At 68.9% G+C, this 21,313-nt stretch carries 19 protein-coding genes; 12 read left to right on the top strand and 7 right to left on the bottom strand.

Annotation, left to right across the window (positions count from 1 at the left end; genetic code table 11):
* Positions 1-482 precede the first annotated feature (482 nt).
* The gene (locus ACFVKT_RS38725) at positions 483-1,160 is read left to right on the top strand and encodes a response regulator transcription factor (RefSeq protein WP_037748267.1); all 678 of its coding nucleotides are present in this window, start codon (positions 483-485) and stop codon (positions 1,158-1,160) included.
* Between the two features lie 131 nt (positions 1,161-1,291).
* Positions 1,292-2,569, top strand: coding sequence for an ATP-binding protein (locus ACFVKT_RS38720; RefSeq protein ID WP_385741174.1), 1,278 nt, complete (start codon positions 1,292-1,294; stop codon positions 2,567-2,569).
* Between the two features lie 62 nt (positions 2,570-2,631).
* On the opposite strand, the gene ACFVKT_RS38715 is transcribed toward ACFVKT_RS38720, so the two are convergent.
* Positions 2,632-3,195, bottom strand: coding sequence for a GtrA family protein (locus tag ACFVKT_RS38715; RefSeq protein ID WP_385741171.1), 564 nt, complete (start codon positions 3,193-3,195; stop codon positions 2,632-2,634).
* A gap of 195 nt (positions 3,196-3,390) precedes the next feature.
* Between ACFVKT_RS38715 and ACFVKT_RS38710 the strand changes: the two genes are divergently transcribed.
* The 4 genes from ACFVKT_RS38710 to ACFVKT_RS38695 all read left to right on the top strand — a co-directional run bounded on the left by ACFVKT_RS38710 (position 3,391) and on the right by ACFVKT_RS38695 (position 7,560).
* Positions 3,391-4,530, top strand: coding sequence for a 5-(carboxyamino)imidazole ribonucleotide synthase (locus ACFVKT_RS38710; protein ID WP_385741168.1), 1,140 nt, complete (start codon positions 3,391-3,393; stop codon positions 4,528-4,530).
* Positions 4,527-5,051, top strand: a complete 525-nt coding sequence (gene purE / locus ACFVKT_RS38705) for a 5-(carboxyamino)imidazole ribonucleotide mutase (RefSeq protein ID WP_385741165.1) — start codon at positions 4,527-4,529, stop codon at positions 5,049-5,051. The genes ACFVKT_RS38710 and purE overlap by 4 nt, the downstream gene beginning before the upstream one ends.
* A 5-nt stretch (positions 5,052-5,056) precedes the next feature.
* On the top strand, positions 5,057-6,241 hold the full coding sequence (locus ACFVKT_RS38700; protein ID WP_385741163.1) for a dipeptidase: 1,185 nt from the start codon (positions 5,057-5,059) through the stop codon (positions 6,239-6,241).
* A gap of 170 nt (positions 6,242-6,411) precedes the next feature.
* Complete coding sequence (locus tag ACFVKT_RS38695) at positions 6,412-7,560, top strand: dipeptidase (protein ID WP_385741160.1); 1,149 nt, start codon at positions 6,412-6,414, stop codon at positions 7,558-7,560.
* Between the two features lie 3 nt (positions 7,561-7,563).
* On the opposite strand, the gene ACFVKT_RS38690 is transcribed toward ACFVKT_RS38695, so the two are convergent.
* Entirely contained in the window at positions 7,564-7,953 is a 390-nt protein-coding gene (locus tag ACFVKT_RS38690) for a VOC family protein (protein ID WP_385741157.1), read from the bottom strand.
* Positions 7,954-7,979: 26 nt separating this feature from the next.
* On the bottom strand, positions 7,980-8,339 hold the full coding sequence (locus tag ACFVKT_RS38685; RefSeq protein ID WP_385741155.1) for a VOC family protein: 360 nt from the start codon (positions 8,337-8,339) through the stop codon (positions 7,980-7,982).
* 82 nt (positions 8,340-8,421) lie between these two features.
* On the opposite strand from ACFVKT_RS38685, the gene ACFVKT_RS38680 reads away from it, so the two are divergent.
* Positions 8,422-8,928 (top strand): CGNR zinc finger domain-containing protein, encoded by a 507-nt coding sequence (locus ACFVKT_RS38680; protein WP_385741153.1) that lies wholly within the window; start codon positions 8,422-8,424, stop codon positions 8,926-8,928.
* Between the two features lie 182 nt (positions 8,929-9,110).
* Here the strand turns inward: ACFVKT_RS38680 and ACFVKT_RS38675 are convergent, their stop codons facing one another.
* Positions 9,111-10,454: a UDP-glucose dehydrogenase family protein gene (locus ACFVKT_RS38675; RefSeq protein ID WP_385741151.1), complete on the bottom strand. Its 1,344-nt coding sequence runs from the start codon at positions 10,452-10,454 to the stop codon at positions 9,111-9,113.
* Positions 10,455-10,662: 208 nt separating this feature from the next.
* Between ACFVKT_RS38675 and ACFVKT_RS38670 the strand changes: the two genes are divergently transcribed.
* The 3 genes from ACFVKT_RS38670 (at position 10,663) to ACFVKT_RS38660 (ending at position 14,644) form a co-directional block, all read left to right on the top strand.
* Entirely contained in the window at positions 10,663-11,820 is a 1,158-nt protein-coding gene (locus ACFVKT_RS38670) for an acyl-CoA dehydrogenase family protein (protein ID WP_385741149.1), read from the top strand.
* 702 nt (positions 11,821-12,522) lie between these two features.
* The gene (locus ACFVKT_RS38665; RefSeq protein WP_385741147.1) at positions 12,523-13,563 is read left to right on the top strand and encodes a tyrosine-type recombinase/integrase; all 1,041 of its coding nucleotides are present in this window, start codon (positions 12,523-12,525) and stop codon (positions 13,561-13,563) included.
* Between the two features lie 1,006 nt (positions 13,564-14,569).
* On the top strand, positions 14,570-14,644 hold the full coding sequence (locus ACFVKT_RS38660; RefSeq protein WP_385741247.1) for a four-helix bundle copper-binding protein: 75 nt from the start codon (positions 14,570-14,572) through the stop codon (positions 14,642-14,644).
* A gap of 66 nt (positions 14,645-14,710) precedes the next feature.
* On the opposite strand, the gene ACFVKT_RS38655 is transcribed toward ACFVKT_RS38660, so the two are convergent.
* Positions 14,711-15,985 (bottom strand): LCP family protein, encoded by a 1,275-nt coding sequence (locus ACFVKT_RS38655; RefSeq protein WP_385741144.1) that lies wholly within the window; start codon positions 15,983-15,985, stop codon positions 14,711-14,713.
* 120 nt (positions 15,986-16,105) lie between these two features.
* Between ACFVKT_RS38655 and ACFVKT_RS38650 the strand changes: the two genes are divergently transcribed.
* Positions 16,106-16,654, top strand: coding sequence for an acyl-CoA thioesterase (locus tag ACFVKT_RS38650; RefSeq protein ID WP_385741142.1), 549 nt, complete (start codon positions 16,106-16,108; stop codon positions 16,652-16,654).
* An 86-nt stretch (positions 16,655-16,740) separates the two neighbouring features.
* Here ACFVKT_RS38650 and ACFVKT_RS38645 read toward each other — a convergent pair whose 3' ends face one another.
* On the bottom strand, positions 16,741-18,102 hold the full coding sequence (locus tag ACFVKT_RS38645) for an LCP family protein (protein WP_385741244.1): 1,362 nt from the start codon (positions 18,100-18,102) through the stop codon (positions 16,741-16,743).
* A 215-nt stretch (positions 18,103-18,317) separates the two neighbouring features.
* Here ACFVKT_RS38645 and ACFVKT_RS38640 point away from each other — a divergent pair, with 215 nt between their 5' ends.
* Positions 18,318-19,361, top strand: a complete 1,044-nt coding sequence (locus ACFVKT_RS38640; protein ID WP_385741139.1) for a glycosyltransferase family 2 protein — start codon at positions 18,318-18,320, stop codon at positions 19,359-19,361.
* A gap of 66 nt (positions 19,362-19,427) precedes the next feature.
* Here the strand turns inward: ACFVKT_RS38640 and ACFVKT_RS38635 are convergent, their stop codons facing one another.
* A complete protein-coding gene (locus ACFVKT_RS38635) occupies positions 19,428-21,209 on the bottom strand; it encodes an LCP family protein (RefSeq protein WP_385741136.1) in 1,782 nt (593 codons plus the stop codon).
* Positions 21,210-21,313 lie beyond the last annotated feature (104 nt).

Genomic DNA, 21,313 nt, shown 5'->3' with positions numbered 1-21,313 from the left:
TCCTTGCTGGTCGGGACGCGCGGGAAGTGGGGTCGCGCGCCCGGTGGGGGCGGCCGGCACCGGCGGGTTCCGGCCGTCCGTCCCCACGCCCACGGGGAGTCCGCTCCGGATTGCGGAGCGAAGGAGGCCGACCACCGGGATCCACGCCCTTCACGCTTCGGTGCGCTCGGGCCCGGCCACAGGTCATTCCTTTCAAGGCTGGCGAATACCAGCCCGCACACAAAAGAGACCTTCAGCGTCAAATGCTGGCCAAAGGTCCCCGTGGTGCTACAGGCGTTCAGTCACCATACGACATGCCAATGTGGCATATGGAAGGACTTGAGAGATGGATCACAGGTGACAATGGAACCACAGGCGCCTATTCGAAGGTTGCTGTCAAGATCACCCCCACACCCGCAGGCCACTCTGTTCGCCGGCGCGGGTAAGAATCACGGAGGCCGATCACCCCGCGAGTGTCGTCCGCGGCGGACTACCATCACCCCATGACCCGTGTACTGCTCGCCGAGGACGACGCGTCCATCTCGGAGCCACTGGCCCGCGCCCTGCGCCGGGAGGGCTACGAGGTCGAGGTGCGCGAGGACGGACCCACCGCGCTCGACGCCGGCATCCAGGGCGGCATCGACCTGTGTGTCCTGGACCTGGGCCTGCCCGGTATGGACGGCCTTGAAGTGGCCCGCCGACTGCGCGCCGAGGGCCACACCGTCCCGATCCTCATCCTGACCGCACGCGCCGACGAGGTGGACACCGTCGTCGGCCTCGACGCGGGCGCCGACGACTACGTGACCAAGCCGTTCCGGCTCGCCGAACTGCTCGCCCGCGTCCGGGCCCTGCTGCGGCGCGGTGCCGCCGAGCCCCAGCAGCCGCCCGCCACACACGGGGTGCGTATCGACGTCGAGTCGCACCGCGCCTGGATGGGCGACGAAGAACTCCAGCTCACCGCCAAGGAGTTCGACCTCCTGCGGGTCCTCGTCCGGGACGCCGGCCGCGTCGTCACCCGCGACCAGCTCATGCGCGAGGTCTGGGACACCACCTGGTGGTCCTCCACCAAGACCCTCGACATGCACATCTCCTGGCTCCGCAAGAAGCTCGGCGACGACGCGGCGAACCCTCGCTACATCGCGACGGTCCGTGGCGTCGGGTTCCGCTTCGAGAAGAGCTGAGGGGCCCTTCCACCGGGCGGCGGCGGGTGTCGGCGCCGGAGACCTTTCGGCCACACTGGTCACCGTAGGAGCCTGTGCCTGATCCTCAGCCGGATCGGCACAGGCTCTCAGCAACCCGCCCGGAGGGCCTCGTGCGTCGCCGTCTCATCCAGTCCACCCTCGCCGTCGTGCTCGTGGTGATCGCCGTGTTCGGCGTCTCCCTGGTGATCGTCGAGACACGGACGATCAGCAGCAGCGCCCAGGAGAGGGTGGATTCCGAGGCGCTGCGCCTGGCGAGCATCGTGGACAGCCGGATCATCGGGCACGAGGACATCACCGCGGAGATCCTGAAGGACCAGGTCACGGACGAGCGGTACGCCGTGATCAGGATCCCGGGCAGGGATCCGATCGAGATCGGCACCAAGCCCAGCGGTGACGTCATCCACTACACGGCCCCCGGCGAGGAGGGCGAGACGGTCACCGTCCAGGAGCCGCGCTCGTCCGTCACGAAGGAGGTCGGCCGTACGCTGCTGATCATCGCGGCGGTCGCCCTGCTCGCCATCATCGCCGCCGTCCTCCTCGCCGTACGCCAGGCCAACCGCCTCGCCTCCCCCCTCACCGACCTCGCGGAGACCGCGGAACGGCTCGGTTCCGGCGACCCCCGCCCGCGCCACAAGCGGTACGGCGTCCCGGAGCTGGACCGTGTCGCGGACGTCCTGGACGGCAGCGCGGAGCGCATCGCACGGATGCTCACGGCGGAGCGCCGGCTCGCGGCGGACGCCTCCCATCAGCTCCGTACGCCCCTCACCGCCCTCTCCATGCGGCTGGAGGAGATCACCCTCACCGACGACCCGGACACGGTGAAGGAGGAGGCGACGATCGCGCTGACGCAGGTCGAGCGGCTCACGGACGTCGTGGAGCGGCTGCTGACCAACGCCCGCGACCCGCGCACCGGCTCCGCCGTCTCCTTCGACCTGGACGAGGTCATCAAGCAGCAGCTGGAGGAGTGGCGCCCGGCCTACCGCAGTGCGGGCCGCGCCATCGTCAGCTCCGGCAAACGCCGTCTGCGGGCCGTCGGAACCCCGGGCGCGGTCGCCCAGGTGCTGGCCGCGCTCATCGAGAACTCCCTCATGCACGGCGGCGGCACCGTCGCCCTGCGCACCCGCGTCACCGGCAACCAGTCCGTCGTCGAGGTCACCGACGAGGGCCCTGGCGTCCCCGCCGACCTCGGCGCCCGCATCTTCGAGCGCGCGATCAGCGGCCGCAACTCCACGGGCATCGGTCTCGCCGTCGCCCGTGACCTCGCGGAGGCCGACGGGGGCCGTCTGGAGATGCTTCAGGCGCAGCCGCCGGTGTTCGGCCTGTTCCTGTCCCGTACGCCCCTGAAGAAGCCCCTGGCGGGCGAGGAGCCGGAACCCACGGTCAGGTAGCGGACCAGGTTCAGGCAGCGGCCCAGGTTCAGAGAGCCGCCCAGGTTCAGTGAGCGGCGCGGTCAGTTGCTGCGCGCCGGTGCGGCCCGCTTCCCGGGCTCGGCTTCGAGGAACGATTCCGCACTGGCCACCGCCTCGCGCGCGGGCAGTGCGCGGAACACCCAGGTGCGGTACGACCAGAAGCGGAACAGGGTCGCCACGCCGATGCCGAGGAACTTGAACACGTTGCTCTGCAGCGGGCTGTCCCAGCCGAAGCCGTACGTCGCGACGTACAGCACGCCGTTCTCGATCACCAGGCCCACCGCGCTGAACAGCAGGAACAGCGTCAGTTCCTTGGTGCGGCCGCCCTTGTCGCGGTCGCGGTACGTGAAGTAGCGGAACCCGACGTAGTTGAAGATGATGGCCACGACGGTGGCGATCACACTGGCCCGGACGACCTGCAGACCGGTCCCGTGGCGCACCAGGTTGAAGGTGATCAGGTTGACGAGCAGCCCCACGCCGCCGACCGCGCCGAACTTGACGACCTCCCGGAGGAGCCGGTCGAAACGGCGCCGCACCGCGCTGCGAGGCTGTTTGGTATCGCTATGAGGCTGCTTGGTGGAGGGCCCTGAAGAACCACTGCCCATGGTGTCGCAAGCCCCCGTCGGTCGCCGTCAGTCGGATATGTCAACCCAGCCATGCTAACCAGCGGCCCCCGTCATCGCCTGTGCAAGAACTCACAGGTAAGAAAAGTGGTCGTGACCCGGACAGTCTTTTGCCCGGAAATACCGACTCACAGGAGCGGAAACCGGCCGCCGTGGCGTGGCCGATACTCTTGGGGGGTGACGTTCCCGGTAGTCGGCATGGTCGGCGGGGGGCAGCTCGCTCGTATGACACACGAGGCGGGCATCCCGCTCGGCATCAAGTTCAAGCTCCTCAGTGACTCCCCTCAGGATTCCGCGGCGCAGGTCGTCAGCGATGTCGTCATCGGCGACTATCGCGACCTCGGCACGCTGCGTGAGTTCGCGCGGGGCTGCGATGTGATCACCTTCGATCACGAACACGTACCCACCGAGCATCTGCGTGCCCTGGAGGCGGACGGCATCCCCGTCCGCCCCGGGCCCGACGCACTCGTGCACGCCCAGGACAAGGGGGTGATGCGCGCGAAGCTCGCCGAGCTCGGTGTGCCGTGCCCGCGGCACCGGATCGTGAGCGACGTCGAGGACGTCGCCGCCTTCGCGGCCGAGGGCGACGGTTTCCCGGTCATCCTCAAGACCGTCCGCGGCGGCTACGACGGCAAGGGGGTGTGGTTCGTACGTTCCCTCGCGGACGCCGCCGACCCCTTCCGAGCCGGAGTCCCCGTCCTCGCCGAGGAGAAGGTCGACTTCGTGCGCGAGCTCGCGGCGAACGTCGTCCGCTCGCCGCACGGCCAGGCGGTCGCCTACCCCGTCGTCGAGTCCCAGCAGGTCGACGGCGTCTGCGACACGGTGATCGCCCCGGCCCCCGGCATCGCGGAGGAGCTGGCCCTCCAGGCGAGTGAGCTGGCCCTGCGCATCGCCAAGGAACTCGGCGTCGTCGGCCACCTCGCCGTGGAGCTCTTCGAGACGTCCGACGGGCGCATCCTCGTCAACGAACTGGCCATGCGCCCGCACAACTCGGGCCACTGGACCCAGGACGGCGCGATCACCTCCCAGTTCGCCAACCACGTACGCGCGGTCCTGGACCTCCCGCTGGGCGACCCGCGCCCGCGCGCCAAGTGGACGGTCATGGCGAACGTCCTGGGCGGCGACTACCCCGACATGTACTCCGCGTACCTGCACTGCATGGCCCGCGATCCCCAGCTCAAGATCCACATGTACGGCAAGGACGTGAAGCCCGGCCGCAAGGTCGGCCACGTCAACACCTACGGCGACGACCTGGACGACGTACTGGAGCGCGCCCGGCACGCAGCCGGATATCTGAGAGGCACGATCACCGAATGAGCCCTGTCGTTGGAATCGTCATGGGGTCGGACTCCGACTGGTCCGTCATGGAGGCCGCCGCGCAGGCCCTGGACGAGTTCGAGATCGAGTACGAGGTCGACGTCGTCTCCGCGCACCGCATGCCGCGCGAGATGATCGCGTACGGCGAGCAGGCCGACGGCCGCGGCATCAAGGTGATCATCGCGGGCGCCGGCGGCGCGGCCCACCTGCCCGGCATGCTGGCGTCCGTGTCGCCGCTGCCGGTGATCGGCGTCCCGGTCCCGCTGAAGTACCTCGACGGCATGGACAGCCTGCTCTCGATCGTGCAGATGCCGGCCGGTGTGCCGGTCGCGACCGTCTCCGTGGCCGGCGCGCGCAACGCGGGCCTGCTGGCCGCCCGGATCCTCGGCGCCCATGACGAGGAACTCCTCGCCCGGATGCGGGAGTTCCAGCAGGAGCTGAACGACCAGGCCACCGAGAAGGGCAAGCGGCTGCGCACCAAGGTCGAGGGCGCGGGCAGCGGCTTCGGCTTCGGGAAGTGACCGCCATGACCTCCCCGTCCCTCGACGAAGCCCTCGAACTCCTCGCCGAGTTCCCCGTGGTCGACGGCCACAACGACCTCCCCTGGGCGCTGCGCGAACAGGTCCGCTACGACCTTGACGCCCGCGACATCGCCACCGACCAGAGCGCCCACCTGCACACGGACCTGGCGCGGCTGCGCGCGGGCGGGGTCGGCGCCCAGTTCTGGTCGGTGTACGTCCGCTCGGACCTGCCGGGAGCGGTCACCGCGACGCTCGAACAGATCGACTGCGTACGGCAGTTGATCGACCGTCACCCCTCCACCCTGCGGGCCGCGTTGACCGCCGCCGACATGGAGACGGCGCGCAGCCAGGGACGTATCGCATCGTTGATGGGCGCCGAGGGCGGCCACTCGATCGACAACTCCCTCGGCGCGCTACGGGGGTTGTACGCACTCGGCGTGCGCTACATGACCCTCACCCACAACGACAACATCGCCTGGGCGGACTCGGCGACCGACCACCCCGCCGTCGGCGGCCTGTCGGCCTTCGGCCGTGAGGTCGTACGGGAGATGAACCGCGAGGGCATGCTCGTGGACCTCTCCCACGTGGCCGCGACGACCATGCGCGACGCGCTCGACACGACCGCCGCGCCGGTGATCTTCTCGCACTCCTCCTCCCGCGCGGTCTGCGACCACCCGCGCAACATCCCGGACGACGTCCTGGAGCGGCTGCCCGCCAACGGGGGAGTGGCGATGGTGACGTTCGTACCGAAGTTCGTCCTTCAGTCGGCGGTCGACTGGACGGCCGCGGCCGACGAGAACCTGCGCGCCAACGGCTTCCACCACCTCGACACCACCCCCGAGGGCATGAAGGTCCACCGCGCCTTCGAGGAGTCCAACCCCCGCCCGGTCGCCACGGTGTCGACGGTGGCGGACCACCTGGACCACATGCGCGAGGTCGCCGGCATCGACCACCTCGGCATCGGCGGCGACTACGACGGCACGGCCTTCACCCCGGACGGCCTGAACGACGTGTCCGGCTACCCGAACCTCATCGCCGAGCTGTACGACCGCGGCTGGTCCCGCGCCGACCTGGCCAAGCTGACCTGGCAGAACGCGGTACGGGTGCTGGGCGCGGCCGAGGACGTGGCCCGCGACCTCCGGGCTCGGCGGGCGCCGTCGAACGCGACGCTGGAGCAGCTGGACGGCTGACAGCCGCAGGAGGATGCCTGGTGGGGTGGGGTGCGCCGGCTACATGCCTGGGGGTGGGCCGTACCGGGGGCGGGGGCGTACCCCCAAACGCCCCATCCACCAGGAAGCCCCCCGGCCTCCGTGCAACGGTGACGGTACTGCGATCACCGTCCACCCAACGGAGCCCCGTCATGGCAGACCTGCGCGACGAACTGCACACGACCGCTGAGGTGGGCGAGCTGGACCGGCCGACTGTCTGGCCGGAGTCCGGGCCGCTGCCACTGGACACCACGGAGACCGTCCCGGAGGCCGGTTCCGACCTGGAGGCCGGCGCCGGCCCGCTGGAGCGGGCGCACGCCTTCCTCGTCGGCCACCCCGTCGCCGACGGCTACAGCGGTCTGCCCTGGGCGCTGCGCCACCTGCCCTGGTTCGACCTGGAGCTGGGCGAGAGCGCGGTGGACACCGATGTGCCGCGGATGCGGGAAGGGCACGTGGGCGCCCTGTTCTGGTCGCTGCACCTGCCCGAGGGGCTCGCCGGGGACCGTGCCGTCGGCGCGACCCTGGAACAGCTCGACCTGGTGCAGACGGTGGTCCAGGCCCACCCCGAGGGCCTGCGCATGGCCCACACCGCGGCGGAGATCACCGACGCCCACCATTGCGGCCGTGTCGCTGTCGTCCTCGGGCCCGCCGGAGCGGGCGCGCTCGGCGACTCGCTCGGCATCCTGCGCAACCTGCACGCGCTGGGCCTGCGCATCCTCACGCTCTCCGGCACGACCTGGGCGAGCGGGACGGGCCTGACCCGGTTCGGCGAGGAGGTGCTCCGCGAGATGAACCGCCTCGGCGTGCTCGCCGACCTCTCCGGCACCTCGGACGCCACGATCAGCCGCGCGCTGGCCGCCTCCAAGGCCCCGGTCCTGTTCACCCGCTCCGCGGCCCGCGCCCTGCGCCCCCACCCGGCCAACCTGCCCGACGACGTCCTCACCGAGCTGGGCATGGCCAAGGGCCTGTGCCTCGTCCCGCTCACCGCCGAGCAGACCGGCCCCTCCGTACGGGACGTCGCCGACCACCTCGACCACGTCCGCGCGCTCGCGGGCGCGGAGTGCGTCGGCCTCTCGGGGACGTACGACTCCGGGGCCGCCCACCCGCAGGACCTCGCCGACGCGTCCTGCTACCCGCACCTGATCGCCGAACTCCTCACCCGCGGCTGGACCGAGACCGACCTCGCCCTGCTCACCTGGGGCAACGTCCAACGCGTCCTGCGCAGCGCGGACTTCACCGCCCGCGCGGCCCAGCAGCGCCGCGAGCCGTCCTCGGCGAAGATCGCGGAACTCGACGGCTGAGTCCTACTGCGGGTGCTCGATCCGGCAGAGGCAGAACGGATGCCCCGCCGGATCCGCGTACACCCGGAAGTCCTCCTTGTCCTCCTGGTGCAGCGCCCGGGCGCCGAGGGCGAGCACCTTCTCCTCGGCGGCTTCGACCGCCTCCCAGGTGCTCCCGGCGTCGAGGTCGAGATGGAACTGCTGCGAGTTGCGGTCGGACCGCGGCCACTCGGGCGGGACGAATCCGGGGGCCCGCTGGAAGGCCAGCCGCGGCCCCTCCGGGACCTGTAGGACAACCCAGTCGTCGTCCTCGCCCTGAGGTGTGCCGCCCACCACGCCCCCGTAGAACTCGGCGAGCGCGCGGGGGTCGGGACAGTCGAGTACGACGGAACGCATGCGTGCCACGGGTGCCATGACGGGTCCTCTCGGATGGATGGGTTTCAGCAGGCGCACAGACAGAACGGGTGCCCCGCCGGATCGGCGTACACACGCCACCCGCGCGACCGGTCCTCCGCGTCGAGTACCCGCGCCCCGAGCGCCAGCACCCCCTTCTCGGCCGCGTCCAGGTCGCTCACGGTCAGGTCCAGATGGAACTGCTGCGAGTCGTCGCCCGCGGGCCACTTCGGCGGTACGTGTCCGGGGGCGGCCTGGAACGCCAGCGACCGTCCGCCGGGCAGCTCCAGGTCGACCCAGTCCCCCTCGCCCCGGACCGTGCCGCCGAGCACCTCGGCGTAGAACCCGGCCAGGGCGCGGGGGTCGGGACAGTCCAGGACGACGACACCGAGTTCGGCGAGAGCCATGACTTCCTCCGGGGTTACCTGTAGATGCTGTCAACCAGTAACGGTTACTGCATGCTCCCGCATTGGAGGTAACGTCGCAAGCATGAGTGAGAGAGTGCCGGCACCGGGGGGCCTGTCCCTGGTGGAGGCCCTGGTGAACACGGTCGACCTGGAGTCGGGCACCGACAAGCTGGACACCGCCGAGGGACGCGCCCGCTTCGGAATCGCGGAAGCGGAACAGGACCTGGCGGCGGCGCGCGAGCTGCGGGAGTCGCTGCGCGCCGTATGCCTGGCCCACGCGGGCCACCCCCCGCACCGAGCGGTGACACCGCTCGACGAACTGCTCGCCGCGGCCCCGCTCCTCGTCACCGTCTCCGCCGCGGACGGCTCCGCGGCCCTGAGCCCCGCCCACCCGGCCCCGCTCGCCTCCCGCGTCGCGGCGGCGATCGCGGAGGCACTCGTTGACGGCACCTGGCCGCGCCTGAAGGCCTGCGAGGCCCCGACCTGCCACTGGGCCTACTACGACCGCTCCCCGGCCGGACGCGGCCGCTGGTGCTCGATGTCGGTCTGCGGGGCACGCGCGAAGATGCGCCGGTACCGGGCGAAGTAGCCGCCCAACCGTGCCCGCCGGGCTTGGCGGACCGTCGGGCTCAGTCCTTGCCACCTGAAGTGGCCCGTCCGGCCCCACCCGGCGGCAGGACGGTGGAGAATGTACGACGACGCCGATCCGGCCGACTGAGCCTCGGCCGGATCGGCGTCTTTGAACAACTACGCGAATGACTACGCGAATGACTACGCGGTGGGCCGCCCCATCGCCCGGTACGTCCACCCGGCCCGTCGCCACACCTCCGGGTCGAGGGCGTTGCGCCCGTCCAGGACCAGCCGCGTCGTGACAGCCTCGCCGAGCACCGCCGGGTCGAGCTCGCGGAACTCGAGCCACTCCGTCAGGTGCAGTACGACATCCGCGCCGCGTACGGCCGCTATGGCGGAGTCGGCGTAACCGAGCGTCGGGAAGAGCCGGCGCGCGTTGTCCATGCCCTTCGGGTCGTAGACGGTGACCTGGCCGCCCTGGAGATGGATCTGCCCGGCGACGTTCAGCGCGGGCGAGTCCCGTACGTCGTCCGAGTCGGGCTTGAAGGTGGCGCCGAGCACGGCGACCCGCTTGCCCAGGAACGACCCGCCGCCGAGCGCCTGCCGGGTCAGCTCCACCATCTGCCCGCGCTGGCGCATGTTGATGGAGTCGATCTCCCGCAGGAAGGTCAGCGCCTGGTCGGCGCCCAGTTCACCGGCGCGCGCCATGAAGGCGCGGATGTCCTTCGGCAGGCATCCGCCGCCGAAGCCGATCCCGGCCCGCAGGAACTTCCGCCCGATCCGGTCGTCGTACCCGATGGCCTCGGCCAGCTTGGCGACATCGCCGTCGGCCGCCTCGCACACCTCGGCCATCGCGTTGATGAAGGAGATCTTGGTCGCGAGGAAGGAGTTCGCGGACGTCTTCACCAGCTCGGCGGTCGGGAAGTCCGTCACCACGAACGGCGACCCGGCGGTGACCGGCGTCGCGTACACCTCGCGCAGCAGCTTCTCGGCGCGCTCACTGCGTACCCCCACGACGATGCGGTCGGGGTGCAGCGTGTCATTCACGGCGAAGCCCTCGCGCAGGAACTCCGGGTTCCACGCGAGCTCGGCGTCCTCGCCGGCGGGCGCGAGCTCCGCGAGCCGGGCGGCCAGGCGCGCAGCGGAGCCGACGGGCACGGTCGACTTGCCGACGACGAGGGCGGGGCCGTGCAGGTGCGGGGCGAGCGACTCGAAGGCGGCGTCGACGTACGACATGTCACACGCGTACTCGCCGTGCTTCTGCGGTGTGTTCACGCAGACGAAGTGGACATCGCCGAACTCCCCGGCCTCGGCCCAGTCCATGGTGAACCGCAGCCGCCCGCTGGACCCCTCGATCCCGGCGACATGCTTGCGCAACAGCTCTTCGAGTCCCGGCTCGTACATCGGGACCTGGCCCCGCTGAAGCATCTCGATCTTCTCTTCGACCACATCCAGCCCGAGCACCTCGAAGCCGAGCTCGGCCATGGCGGCGGCGTGCGTGGCGCCGAGATAGCCGGTGCCGATCACGGTGATCTTGAGGGCCATGGGGTGCTCCTGGGGGTACGAGGGGGGATGCGCGCCCGAGCATAACCGGGGCATGTGGCGCCCCCTCAACGGGCAACTTTCCCTCTGTCGCCAAGCTCACGTATCCCTGTAGTCGGCAGACCCCTAAAATTTGGGTTACTTAACGGTAGTTAGCGTCAGTGTCACAGTGTTCAGCACCCCTGTTCGCATCCTTGGAGCGTGAGAGACCTTGGCCGGATCGGCTGATTTCGACCTGTACCGCCCGTCCGAGGAGCACGACATGCTCCGTGACGCGATCCGTTCGCTGGCCGAGGCGAAGATCGCGCCGTACGCGGCCGCGGTGGACGAGGAAGCCCGTTTCCCGCAGGAGGCCCTGGACGCCCTGGTCGCCTCCGACCTGCACGCGGTGCACGTACCCGAGTCGTACGGCGGCGCGGGCGCGGACGCGCTCGCCACGGTCATCGTGATCGAGGAGGTGGCGCGAGTGTGCGCGTCCTCCTCCCTCATCCCCGCGGTCAACAAGCTGGGCTCGCTCCCCGTGATCCTCTCCGGCTCCGAGGACCTCAAGAAGAAGTACCTGGGCCCGCTCGCCAAGGGCGACGCGATGTTCTCGTACGCCCTCTCCGAGCCGGACGCGGGCTCGGACGCGGCCGGCATGAAGACCAAGGCGGTCCGCGACGGCGACTTCTACGTCCTCAATGGCGTGAAGCGCTGGATCACCAACGCGGGCGAGTCCGAGTACTACACGGTGATGGCGGTCACCGACCCGACGAAGCGCTCCAAGGGCATCAGCGCCTTCGTGGTCGAGAAGTCGGACGAGGGCGTCTCCTTCGGCGCCCCGGAGAAGAAGCTCGGCATCAAGGGCTCCCCGACCCGCGAGGTCTACCTCGACAACGTCCGCATCCCCGCCGACCGCATGATCGGCGAGGAGGGCACCGGCTTCGCCACCGCCATGAAGACCCTGGACCACACCCGCATCACCATCGCGGCCCAGGCCCTCGGCATCGCCCAGGGCGCCCTGGACTACGCCAAGGGCTACGTCCAGGAGCGCAAGCAGTTCGGCAAGGCGATCGCCGAGTTCCAGGGCATCCAGTTCATGCTCGCCGACATGGCCATGAAGCTGGAAGCGGCTCGCCAACTGACCTACTCGGCGGCGGCGAAGTCGGAGCGCGGTGACGGCGACCTGACCTTCTTCGGCGCCGCAGCCAAGTGCTTCGCCTCGGACGTGGCGATGGAAGTCACCACGGACGCGGTGCAGTTGCTGGGCGGCTACGGCTACACACGGGACTATCCGGTCGAGCGGATGATGCGCGACGCCAAGATCACGCAGCTGTACGAGGGGACGAATCAGATCCAGCGGGTCGTCATGGCCCGCAATCTGCCGTAAGGCTCCGCGGGCAGGGAGGCGTCCTTCGGGGCGTCTCCCTTTGTTCGGTGCAGCGGAAGACATGAAACACGGAACATATCGTGTTTCATGTTCTAGGCTTTGTGTGTGTCCGGGAATCCCCGGCACGTGGTGGCTGCCGTGTGTCGCGCTAGGTTCGACGGGTGACCAGTGAGCGCGGAGACTTTGAGCTTCCCGAGGGATGGCGTGTGGACGGAGAACAACTCGTCCATGAGGCCGAGTTGCATGGCTGGAGGTTGACTGTGGTGAGTGTCCTGGGCGCACCGTGGGACGGCCCTTCCAGTCTTCGTATCGATCCTCCCGCCGATCTCGCTGCCGAGGTCGGGACGGACGGCATCACGGCGGAACTCATGCGGTCCATCTCCATGGGAGAGATCCGCAGAACTACGAAGGAGCTCCGCGCGCGACTGGGCTATGCGATCGACGGGTCCCGGGCTGGGGCCTTGCTCGACAGGGTCGAGACGGATCGCGACTATGCCCTGATGTCCCGCGAGTACGTGCGCTTGGTGGAACAGGGATACCGGAGCCCGATCACGCGATTGGCAACAGCGTGGGGGATGAGCCGGAACACCATCAGCGGCCGTATTCGGCGGGCGCGCGCCATGGGTTTCCTCGACGGACCGCCAGGTAAGCCCGCTGACCGTCTGACCAGCAAGGCCAGACGGTGTCTGGAGGGGGGAGAACATGAACCGGACCGAGGCCGACCTGATCGAGAATGAGTCACTTGTCGTGGTGTTCGAGCGATGGGCGACCACACGCGGTGTGGAAAACAGCAGCGTCAAGCAGTACAGGACGCTGCTGAGTCGGAGCGTGGCGCCCTTCTTCGGGACGAGAGCCATCAGGACGATCATTCCGTCGGACATCGAGGAATGGATCGCGTGGATGACTCACGCGCGGCAGTACAAACCGTCCACGACGAGGTTCCGCTTCAACATCCTCAGGTCGGTTTTCGCGTGGGCGATGGACGAGGGGATGACTGAGACCAATCCCTGCAAGGGGGTCCGCCTCCCGACCAGCCGGGCCAAGGTGCATCGCGACCAGCGGGCCGAAGTGCACGTCCCCACTGCAGAGGTGGTGCACGCCGTTATCGCTGGGGCGCCCGAGCGATATCGGGGAATGTTCTGGCTCATGGCGGGCTGCGGTCTCCGGCTGGGTGAGGCCATGGGTATCGGGCGTGACCGGATCCACTTCCAAGTCAGGACGATCACGGTCGACCGGCAGGTCGCCTGCGACGGGGATACCGGATCAGGCAAATACGGCAGGATGCGGCTTCGCCACATCAAGTGGCGTGAGGAAGGGGAAAGGGGGCGAGAAGTCCCGCTTCCCGAAGTCGTGTCCATGGCCGTGCGTAGGCACCTCACGGAGTATGAGCCCTGGGGTGCGGAAGAACTGCTTTTCAGCAACGTCACGCGCACCGGCCTGCTGTATCCGTACTACTGGTATTCCAGGATCTGGAAGCCCGCCTTGGCTGCAGCCGACGTCGACTACTTCAAACCGCACAGTTTCCGGCACTTCTACGCTGCGTCCCTACTGTCCCAGGGGGTACCGGTGACAGAGGTCTCCGCCTGGCTCGGTCACTCATCCGTCAGTTTCACGGAGCGGTACTACGGTGACCTCATGCCGGACGCCCCGGACCGTGCCCGACTGGCCATGGACGGCACTCTCGGACTTCTGCACCTGCCCGATGGTGAGCGTCGTAGGCCAGGGCTGTTCGGTGTGGCATGACGAGGCGTTGATGGCGAAGCTGCGGAGGGTCGAAGCAGGTGATTTCATTCGTCTCTTGCCGGGGACCCGCAGCCGTCTCTTGCCGGGGGCCCGCAGCTGGGTGACGGCCAGGGCGGCGCCGGTGATCGCGGCCAGCAGATGGGCGGCTGGACTGTCGCCGTGGCGCGAGCCGCGGGCGCTCTTGCCGTCCACCCCGAGAGTGTCCGCCCCGTTCAACTCGCTTGACGTCCCCCATGTTCACGCTAAGGTGATCACCCTCAGTAGCAATTAACTCGGGAGGCCCCATATGCGTAAGAGGCGCATAGCCGCAGTTATCACTGCCGCAGCGGGAGCTTTTATGCTCCTTTCCACTCAGGCGTCTGCAATAACATGGGAGGAGAACAGTGCCACCGCACTATCTCCATCCTCTAGCGGCCCGGCTGTTTGGGCCTATGGCCCCTATGAAGACGCAAATGCGGCGTTCCAGGAGAACGGCGATTGGTTCTTCATCTCCGACAATAGGGCAGACGGATTTTCTGCTGCCGCCCAATGGCAACTCAAAAACTCAAGTGGCACACTCGTGCGGGGTGGAACTATCTGGATGAGGCTGGGTGCTGGCGAATCCCGGTGGCAAGACAAGGATTTCACGGAAGGGTATAAGCTGCAGTTCAGGATATGCCGGGGAGTTTACGGCGGCACTTCCGTTGATCATTGCAGCAGTTGGGTTTACACAACAGCTTAATCACCAGCTACAGCTCACTCGAGTGCTGTCTTGAAGGTCGAAGAATTTCAGGATCGTCTGTGCCAGAACGGGGAGTGTAACCGTTCATGCGACCCCTCCGATTCTTTCCCGCGGTTACATGTGCCGTGGTAGACATGTGTGCTGACTTTCTTGAGTAGCCGTCAGAAGACCAGCCCGTGAACGACAATAAGACCTGAACAGGCCACCGAGCGGTAGAATTCGGCACACATGCGGCTCCTCTCGGAGCAGTTTATGAGCGCGCGCATGATCTGCATCTGAGCCCACATGGTGCTGCGCTGCGCTGAGTCCTGTCGCCGCTGCGCGGAGATGTGCCGTGAGATGGCGGTCGCCACGATGTGACCGCCGCCCGAAGCTGGTGATGGGTACCCACTGGGTGTCCATCACCAGCTGCGCTACGAGTCCGCCTCAGTCCCCCGAAACCGTCACCTTCTCGTCGTTCTTCAGTTCGTTCACCAGCGTCTTGACCTTCGCCTCGTCCCAGACGAGGTTGCTGCCGGTGGAGCCGGAGATCGGCATGTTCATGGAGGTGCCGTCGCCGCCGCTGACGCTCTTCATGGCCCAGAACATGTCGGCGAGGTCGAACAGGCCCATGTCCTTGTCGACGATGAGGCTGTCGAGGCCGGCGCCCATGGTCGGGTAGAGCTTGAAGGGGTTCAGGACCGTGCCCGGCGTCGCGACCTGGTTGGCCAGGGCCGAGAGGAACTTCTGCTGGTTCTTCGTGCGGTCGAGGTCACTGCCCGCGAGCGCGTAGCGGGTACGGACGAACGCCAGGGCCTGCTCGCCGTTGAGGGTCTGCTTGCCCGCCTCGAAGTCGGCGCCGGACTTGGTGTCCTTCATGCCGCCCTTGGGGATCTCGATCTCCACGCCGCCGACCGAGTCGACGATGTCCGCGAAGCCCGCGAAGCCGATCTCGACGTAGTGGTCGATGCGTAGACCGGTGTTGAACTCGACGGTGCGCACCAGCAGTTCGGGCCCGTCCTCCGCGTACGCCGCGTTGAGCTTCACCTCGCGGCCCGTGCCCTCGTACGTCTTGCCCGACTCGGAGCCCACGAAGGTCGGGATCTCCACGTTGGAGTCACGCGGCAGCGAGATCAGCGTCGAGCCGTTGCTCCCGGTGTGCAGGATCATCATCGAGTCCGTGCGCTTGCCCTCGGCGGAGCCGGTGTGCAGTTCCTTCTTCTCTTCCTCGGTCATGCCTGCGCGGCTGTCGGAACCGACGATCAGGTAGTTCGTGCCCTTGCCCGCCTCGGGGCGGTCGATGACCTTGGAGAGATCCACGTCACGGTTGAGCTTGGAGTCGGCCCAGAAGTACGTGCTGACGGAGACCACGACGAGCAGGGTGACCAGCGTGATGGCGGTCCACTTGATCCGGCGGCCCCAGTTCGGCGCGCGGCGCGGCCCGCGTCCGCCGCCCGGCCCGCCGGGTCCCTGCGGGCCGCCGCCGTTCGGCGTCCCGTAGACCTGGCCCGAGTTGTAGCCGCTGTTGTCGTACTGGTCGCCGTACCCCTGCCCGTCGACGTATGTCGGTTGCTGGGGCACCCCGCCGTACGGGGGCGCGGACGGACCGGGGCCCGGCTGGCCACGGCGGACCTGCCGCATGACGCGCGCGCTCTCGGGCTGCGAGCCGGCGCTGCCGCGTCCGTAACGGTCGTTGCGGTTCTCGTCGGGCCAATCGTTCATGCGGACCAGTGTGCAGTGCAGCGCTGTGCGCCATACAAGAGAGTGAGCAGATTCATGGCAGGCCTGTTGCAGATCTGATGCAAAGCGGACTTTGTGCGCCCCCGGCATAGGGTGGACGCCATGACAGACCAGGCCACCACCCCGGAATCCGATACTCCGGGCAAGCCGACCTCCGCGTCCCGAACCACCCTCAGCCACATCATGGGCCACAACGACACCAACCTTCTGGGCACGGTGCACGGTGGCGTGATCATGAAACTGGTGGACGACGCGGCGGGTGCGGTGGCCGGACGGCACTCCGGCGGGCCCGCCGTCACCGCTTCCATGGACGAGATGGCCTTCCTGGAGCCGGTCCGCGTGGGCGACCTTGTCCATGTGAAGGCTCAGGTGAACTGGACCGGCCGGACGTCCATGGAGGTCGGCGTCCGCGTCCTGGCCGAGCGCTGGAACGAGTCCACCCCGGCCCAGCAGGTCGGCACGGCCTACCTCGTCTTCGCCGCGGTCGACGCCGACGGGAAGCCGCGCCCGGTACCGCCGGTACTCCCGGAGACCGAGCGCGACGAACGCCGTTACCAGGAGGCCCAGATCCGCCGCACCCACCGGCTGGCCAGGCGCCGCGCGATCATGGACCTGCGCGAGAAGCGCGCGGCGGAGGGCCTGGACGAGTAGCACGACGTGCGCACGAGTGGTGACGACGGGCACTACACGTGGTGACGGCGAGCATCACACGTGGTGACGACGGGCACCGCACATGGTTACGGGCAAACCACCTGGTCCCCGGTAACCACCCCGAACTCCCCCTGCTGCTGATCCTCCGCCCGCACCTTCCGCACCTCCTTGAAGTCCGCCCCCGCGGTCACCTTCAGCAGCGGCCCCCGCCCCTTGACGGCGCGCAGTTCGCTGCCCCGCAGAGCCGCCGCGAGGGACTTCGCCGAGCGGTCCCAGCGCGGGTCGTACCAGACGACGGTGCGCCGCACGGTGCGGTCCTTCGCGTTCACGGGCTGCCGGGTCGTACGGAAGCCGGTGGCGGCGAGTGCGCTGTCGACGCGTTTGCCGAGGCCTGCCGTGGCCGTCCCGTTCTCGACCTGGACACGGATCTGCTGCGGGGCCACGTCGACGCGCAGGGCGTTGCTGCGCGGCTTGTGCACCGCGAGCGGCTTGTCGTCGCGCAGGGCCTGGAAGAGCTTCGCGGACTTGGCGGGGTCCCACTTCAGGGTCGAGCCGACGCCCTTGACGGCGTATCCCATCTGCCCGATGGGCACGGTCGTGAACTCGGAGGAGGAGGGCGAGAAGTCCCGCATCGCCCGCCCGAGGTCGAGCAGTTCGTCGGTGCCGAACCCCTTGTCCGCGCGGACCGAGCCGAGCACGGCTCGCGTGACGTCGCGGAACTTCATCGGGTTCAGCAGTACGCCGGAGGAGGTGGCCCGCGAGATCAGCGCCGCCAGGAACCGCTGCTGGCGCTGCATCCGGCCGAGGTCGGAGGAACCGTCGGCATGGCGGGAGCGGACGTACTGGAGCGCCTGCCCGCCGTTCAGCTTGTGTGAGCCGGCGGGGAGGTCGAGTCCGGTGTAGGAGTCCTTCAGCGGCTTCACGGTGCAGATCTCCACGCCGCCGAGCTCGTCCACCGTCTTCATGAAGCTGGTGAAGTCGACCTCCAGATAGTGGTCGATCTTCACGTGGGTCATGCTCTCGACCGTGCGCACGGTCAGCTGCGGGCCGCCCTCTGCGTACGCCGCGTTGATCTTGATGGGGTGTGCGCCGTGCTGCTTGCCGGTGGTCTGGTCGGTGTGCGCGGGCGCCTCGGCGTACGAGTCGCGCGGCAGGCTCACGACGCTGGCCCGCTCCCGGTCCTCCGAGATGTGCACGATCATGATGGTGTCGGTGCAGTGGCAAGGCGCGCCGCCCAGGCGGTACTTGCGCCGTTCCGCCTCCGTGATCCTGTCCCGCCCGTCGGTGCCGACCAGGAGCACGTTCATGCCGTGGCCCGCCTCGGGACGGTTCTTCATGTCCTTGAAGGGGTCGACCCGGGAGATGTCCGCGTCCAGGCTGGTGACCACCGCGTGCCCGATCCCCGCCGCGGCGAGCACCACCACCGAGAGCGTGGTCACCGCCCGCATGGCCCAGCGCGGCTTCTTGCGCCGTACGGGGGGACGCGGCGGGCGACGGCCTGGCGGGCGTGCGGGGGAGCGGGGCGGTGTGGGCAAGGGGGGAACACCTCCGCGAGGGCCGGCCGTGGGATCCGTGAGCACCGTAGGCCCATACGATCTGCGGCCCGGGGCGGAGGCAGGGCGGCGCGCGACCGTGTCCCCCATTCGCGGTAACGTGACGTCCGATGAGCGAGAAGTCTGACGTGCGGTCTCCCGCCGTTTCTGTGATCATGCCCGTCCTCGACGAGGAGCGGCATCTGCGCGGGTCCGTCCAAGCGATCCTGGCGCAGGAGTACGACGGCGAGATGGAGGTGGTGCTCGCCATCGGCCCGTCCTCGGACCGTACGGAGGAGATCGCCGCCGAACTCGTCCGTGAGACCGCGTCCAATGACAACAAACGCGTGCACACCGTGCCGAACCCGGCCGGCCGCACTCCCGCCGCGCTGAACGCCGCGATCAAGGCGTCCAGCCACCCCATCGTCGTCCGCGTCGACGGGCACGGGATGCTCTCGCCGAACTACATCGCGACGGCCGTACGCCTGCTGGCGGAGACCGGTGCGCAGAACGTCGGCGGGATCATGCACGCCGAGGGCGAGAACGACTGGGAGCACGCGGTCGCCGCCGCGATGACCTCGAAGATCGGCGTGGGCAACGCCGCCTTCCACACGGGCGGCGAGGCCGGGCCCGCCGAGACCGTGTACCTCGGCGTCTTCCGGCGCGCGGCGCTGGAGCAACAGGGCGGCTACAACGAGGAGTTCATCCGCGCCCAGGACTGGGAGCTGAACTTCCGGATCAGGGAGGCGGGCGGCCTCATCTGGTTCTCGCCCGAGCTGCGGGTGTCGTACCGCCCGAGGCCCTCCATGCGTGCCCTCGCCAAGCAGTACAAGGACTACGGGCGGTGGCGCCATGTCGTCGCCCGCTTCCACGAGGGTTCCATCAACCTGCGCTACCTCGCCCCGCCGACCGCGGTGTGCGCGATCGTGGCGGGTGTCGTGGTGGGCGCGGCGCTCACGCCCTGGGGGTTCGTGATCCCCGGCGGCTATCTCGCGGCCATCGCGCTCGGCTCGCTGTTCACCGGCAAGGGGCTGCCGCTGAAGGCGCGGCTCCAGATCCCGCTCGCCCTCGCGACGATGCACATGTCCTGGGGCTGGGGCTTCCTCACCAGCCCGAAGTCGCTCGCGAAGAAGGTCATCGCGTCCCGGCGCCCGGCGGTGCTCAGCTCCAACTGAGGTGATGTGCAAACGAGTTGGGGCCCCTCTCCGGTACGGCAATGGAGAGGGGCCCCAACTCGTGCGCTACCAGGTGTAGTTCGGGTTCACGTGCATGCAGGCCGTGTCGTCGGCACCGTTGAGGGCCTCCGCCGTGTCCGGAGTCTTGTTGTCCTCCGCCTCGGCCTTGTACGTCGTTCCCTCGCGCCAGTCGGCGCCGACCACGAGCGTGACGCCCGAGACGCTCGTCGACTTCTCCACCGAACTCACCGGAATCCCCAGCGCCTTGGCGACCCGCTGGGCGTCACCCTCCAGGTCGGCGCTCGGGTAGCGGATCAGCGTCTTGTCCTCGGCGGTCGCTTCCGTCTGCTCGGCCGAGGCCTGGGTGAAGCCCTTGCCGACCAGCAGCTCGCTCACCTCGCTCGCGCGCCCGCTGACCGGACCCAGCGTGTCGGTCCGTGTGCCGTTCAGCACGGCCACGCCGATCTTGTCGTCCGCGGCGGCCGGGTCCGAGGGAGGCTCCTCGGTCGCCGTCTTCTCCTTGTCCTGGCCGTCGAGCGCGATGTCCTCGCGGACCAGGCGGAACAGCTTCGTCGCGTCGTCCGTGGGCTCCACGCGCGCGCCGACGTATCGATTCGGCATGGTGGTCATCGTGATCCGCTTCGGCTCGACCTTCCGCAGCTCGTTGCTGAGGTCGTAGAGCTCCTTCACGGTGCCGAGACCCGTGTCGACGGTGAGCGCCTTGGTGGCCGTCTCGGCGAGGCTGCGCAGCTTGGTGGGGTTGGAGATCGTGGCGTTGTCCCGCAGCTCGCGCACCATCGAGTTCATGTACTGGTGCTGGGCCTCGGCGCGCGCCAGGTCGCTGCCGTCCTCGAAGCCGTACCGGGTGCGCAGCCACTGCAGGGCCTGCTCGCCCTTGACGTACGTGGTGCCCTCCTCCAGCTTCAGCCCGGAGCCGTGGCCCTGGCTGTCCTTGGAGTAGACGTTGGCGTCCACGCAGACCGGGACGCCGCCGATCGCGTCCGCCATCGAGACCACGCCCGAGAAGTCGATCTGCATGAAGTGGTCGATGTGGATGTCGGTCAGCTTCTCCCAGGTGGCCACCGTGCAGCCGGGGCCGCCGCGGCCGAGCGTCTGGTTGGTCATCGTGGGAACGGTGCTCGCCTCGTACACCTTGCCGTCGTCCGGGTCCGTGCACTTGGGGATGTCCACGAGGGTGTCGCGCGGCATGCTGACCACCGACATGTTGGTGCGGTCGGCGGAGAGGTGCAACAGCATCTGGACGTCCGCGAGCGGGGTGCCGCCGAACGTCTCCTTCGCGCCGCCGAGTTCCTGGTTCTCCTCGGTGTCCCGGGCGTCCGAGCCGATCAGCAGGATGTTCAGCGGCGTCTGGCCGGCCGCGTTCGCCTCGGACTCGGCGGCGCGGTCCTTCTCGTCGCCGATGTTCAGATCGTCCTTCTTGATGTTGGCGTTCAGGTGCTGGTAGTAGAGATAACCGGCACCGGCGGTGCCAAGTATCAGGACCGCCAGGACCATCGCCGACCAGCGCAGTATCCGGCGTCTGCGGCGCGGGCGGGCCGCGCCCCCACGTCCGCCACGGCTCCCGCCGATCCCCTGCGGCGTGAGGGCCATGGTGTCCTCGGCCGTCCGGCCGTCGCTTCCCTGCGGCGTGAGGGCCATCGTGTCCTCAGCCGTCCGGCCGTCGCTTCCCGCCGGAACCGGGGCAGTGCCGGCGCGCTCACCGGAGTCGCCGTCCGCCTCCTGAACGGGCTCGCCGCTCCCGTCGTACAGACTGTCGTCCCAGCCGTGCTCATCGGCCCCCCGGCCGCTTGAGCGTGTTCCCTCCCCGCGCACACCACTTCGCGCCATCTCCCTGCCCCTCCCCACCCTGCGCCTGACAAACGGGCCCGTCCCGCGTCCAGTTGAACGTTTCTCGCGCCCAAGTCGGACGCGCTCTCGTCCTGTTGGACGCA

Source organism: Streptomyces sp. NPDC127595 (assembly GCF_042671685.1).
GTDB lineage: Bacteria > Actinomycetota > Actinomycetes > Streptomycetales > Streptomycetaceae > Streptomyces.
This window is presented reverse-complemented; position numbering and strand designations above follow the sequence as displayed.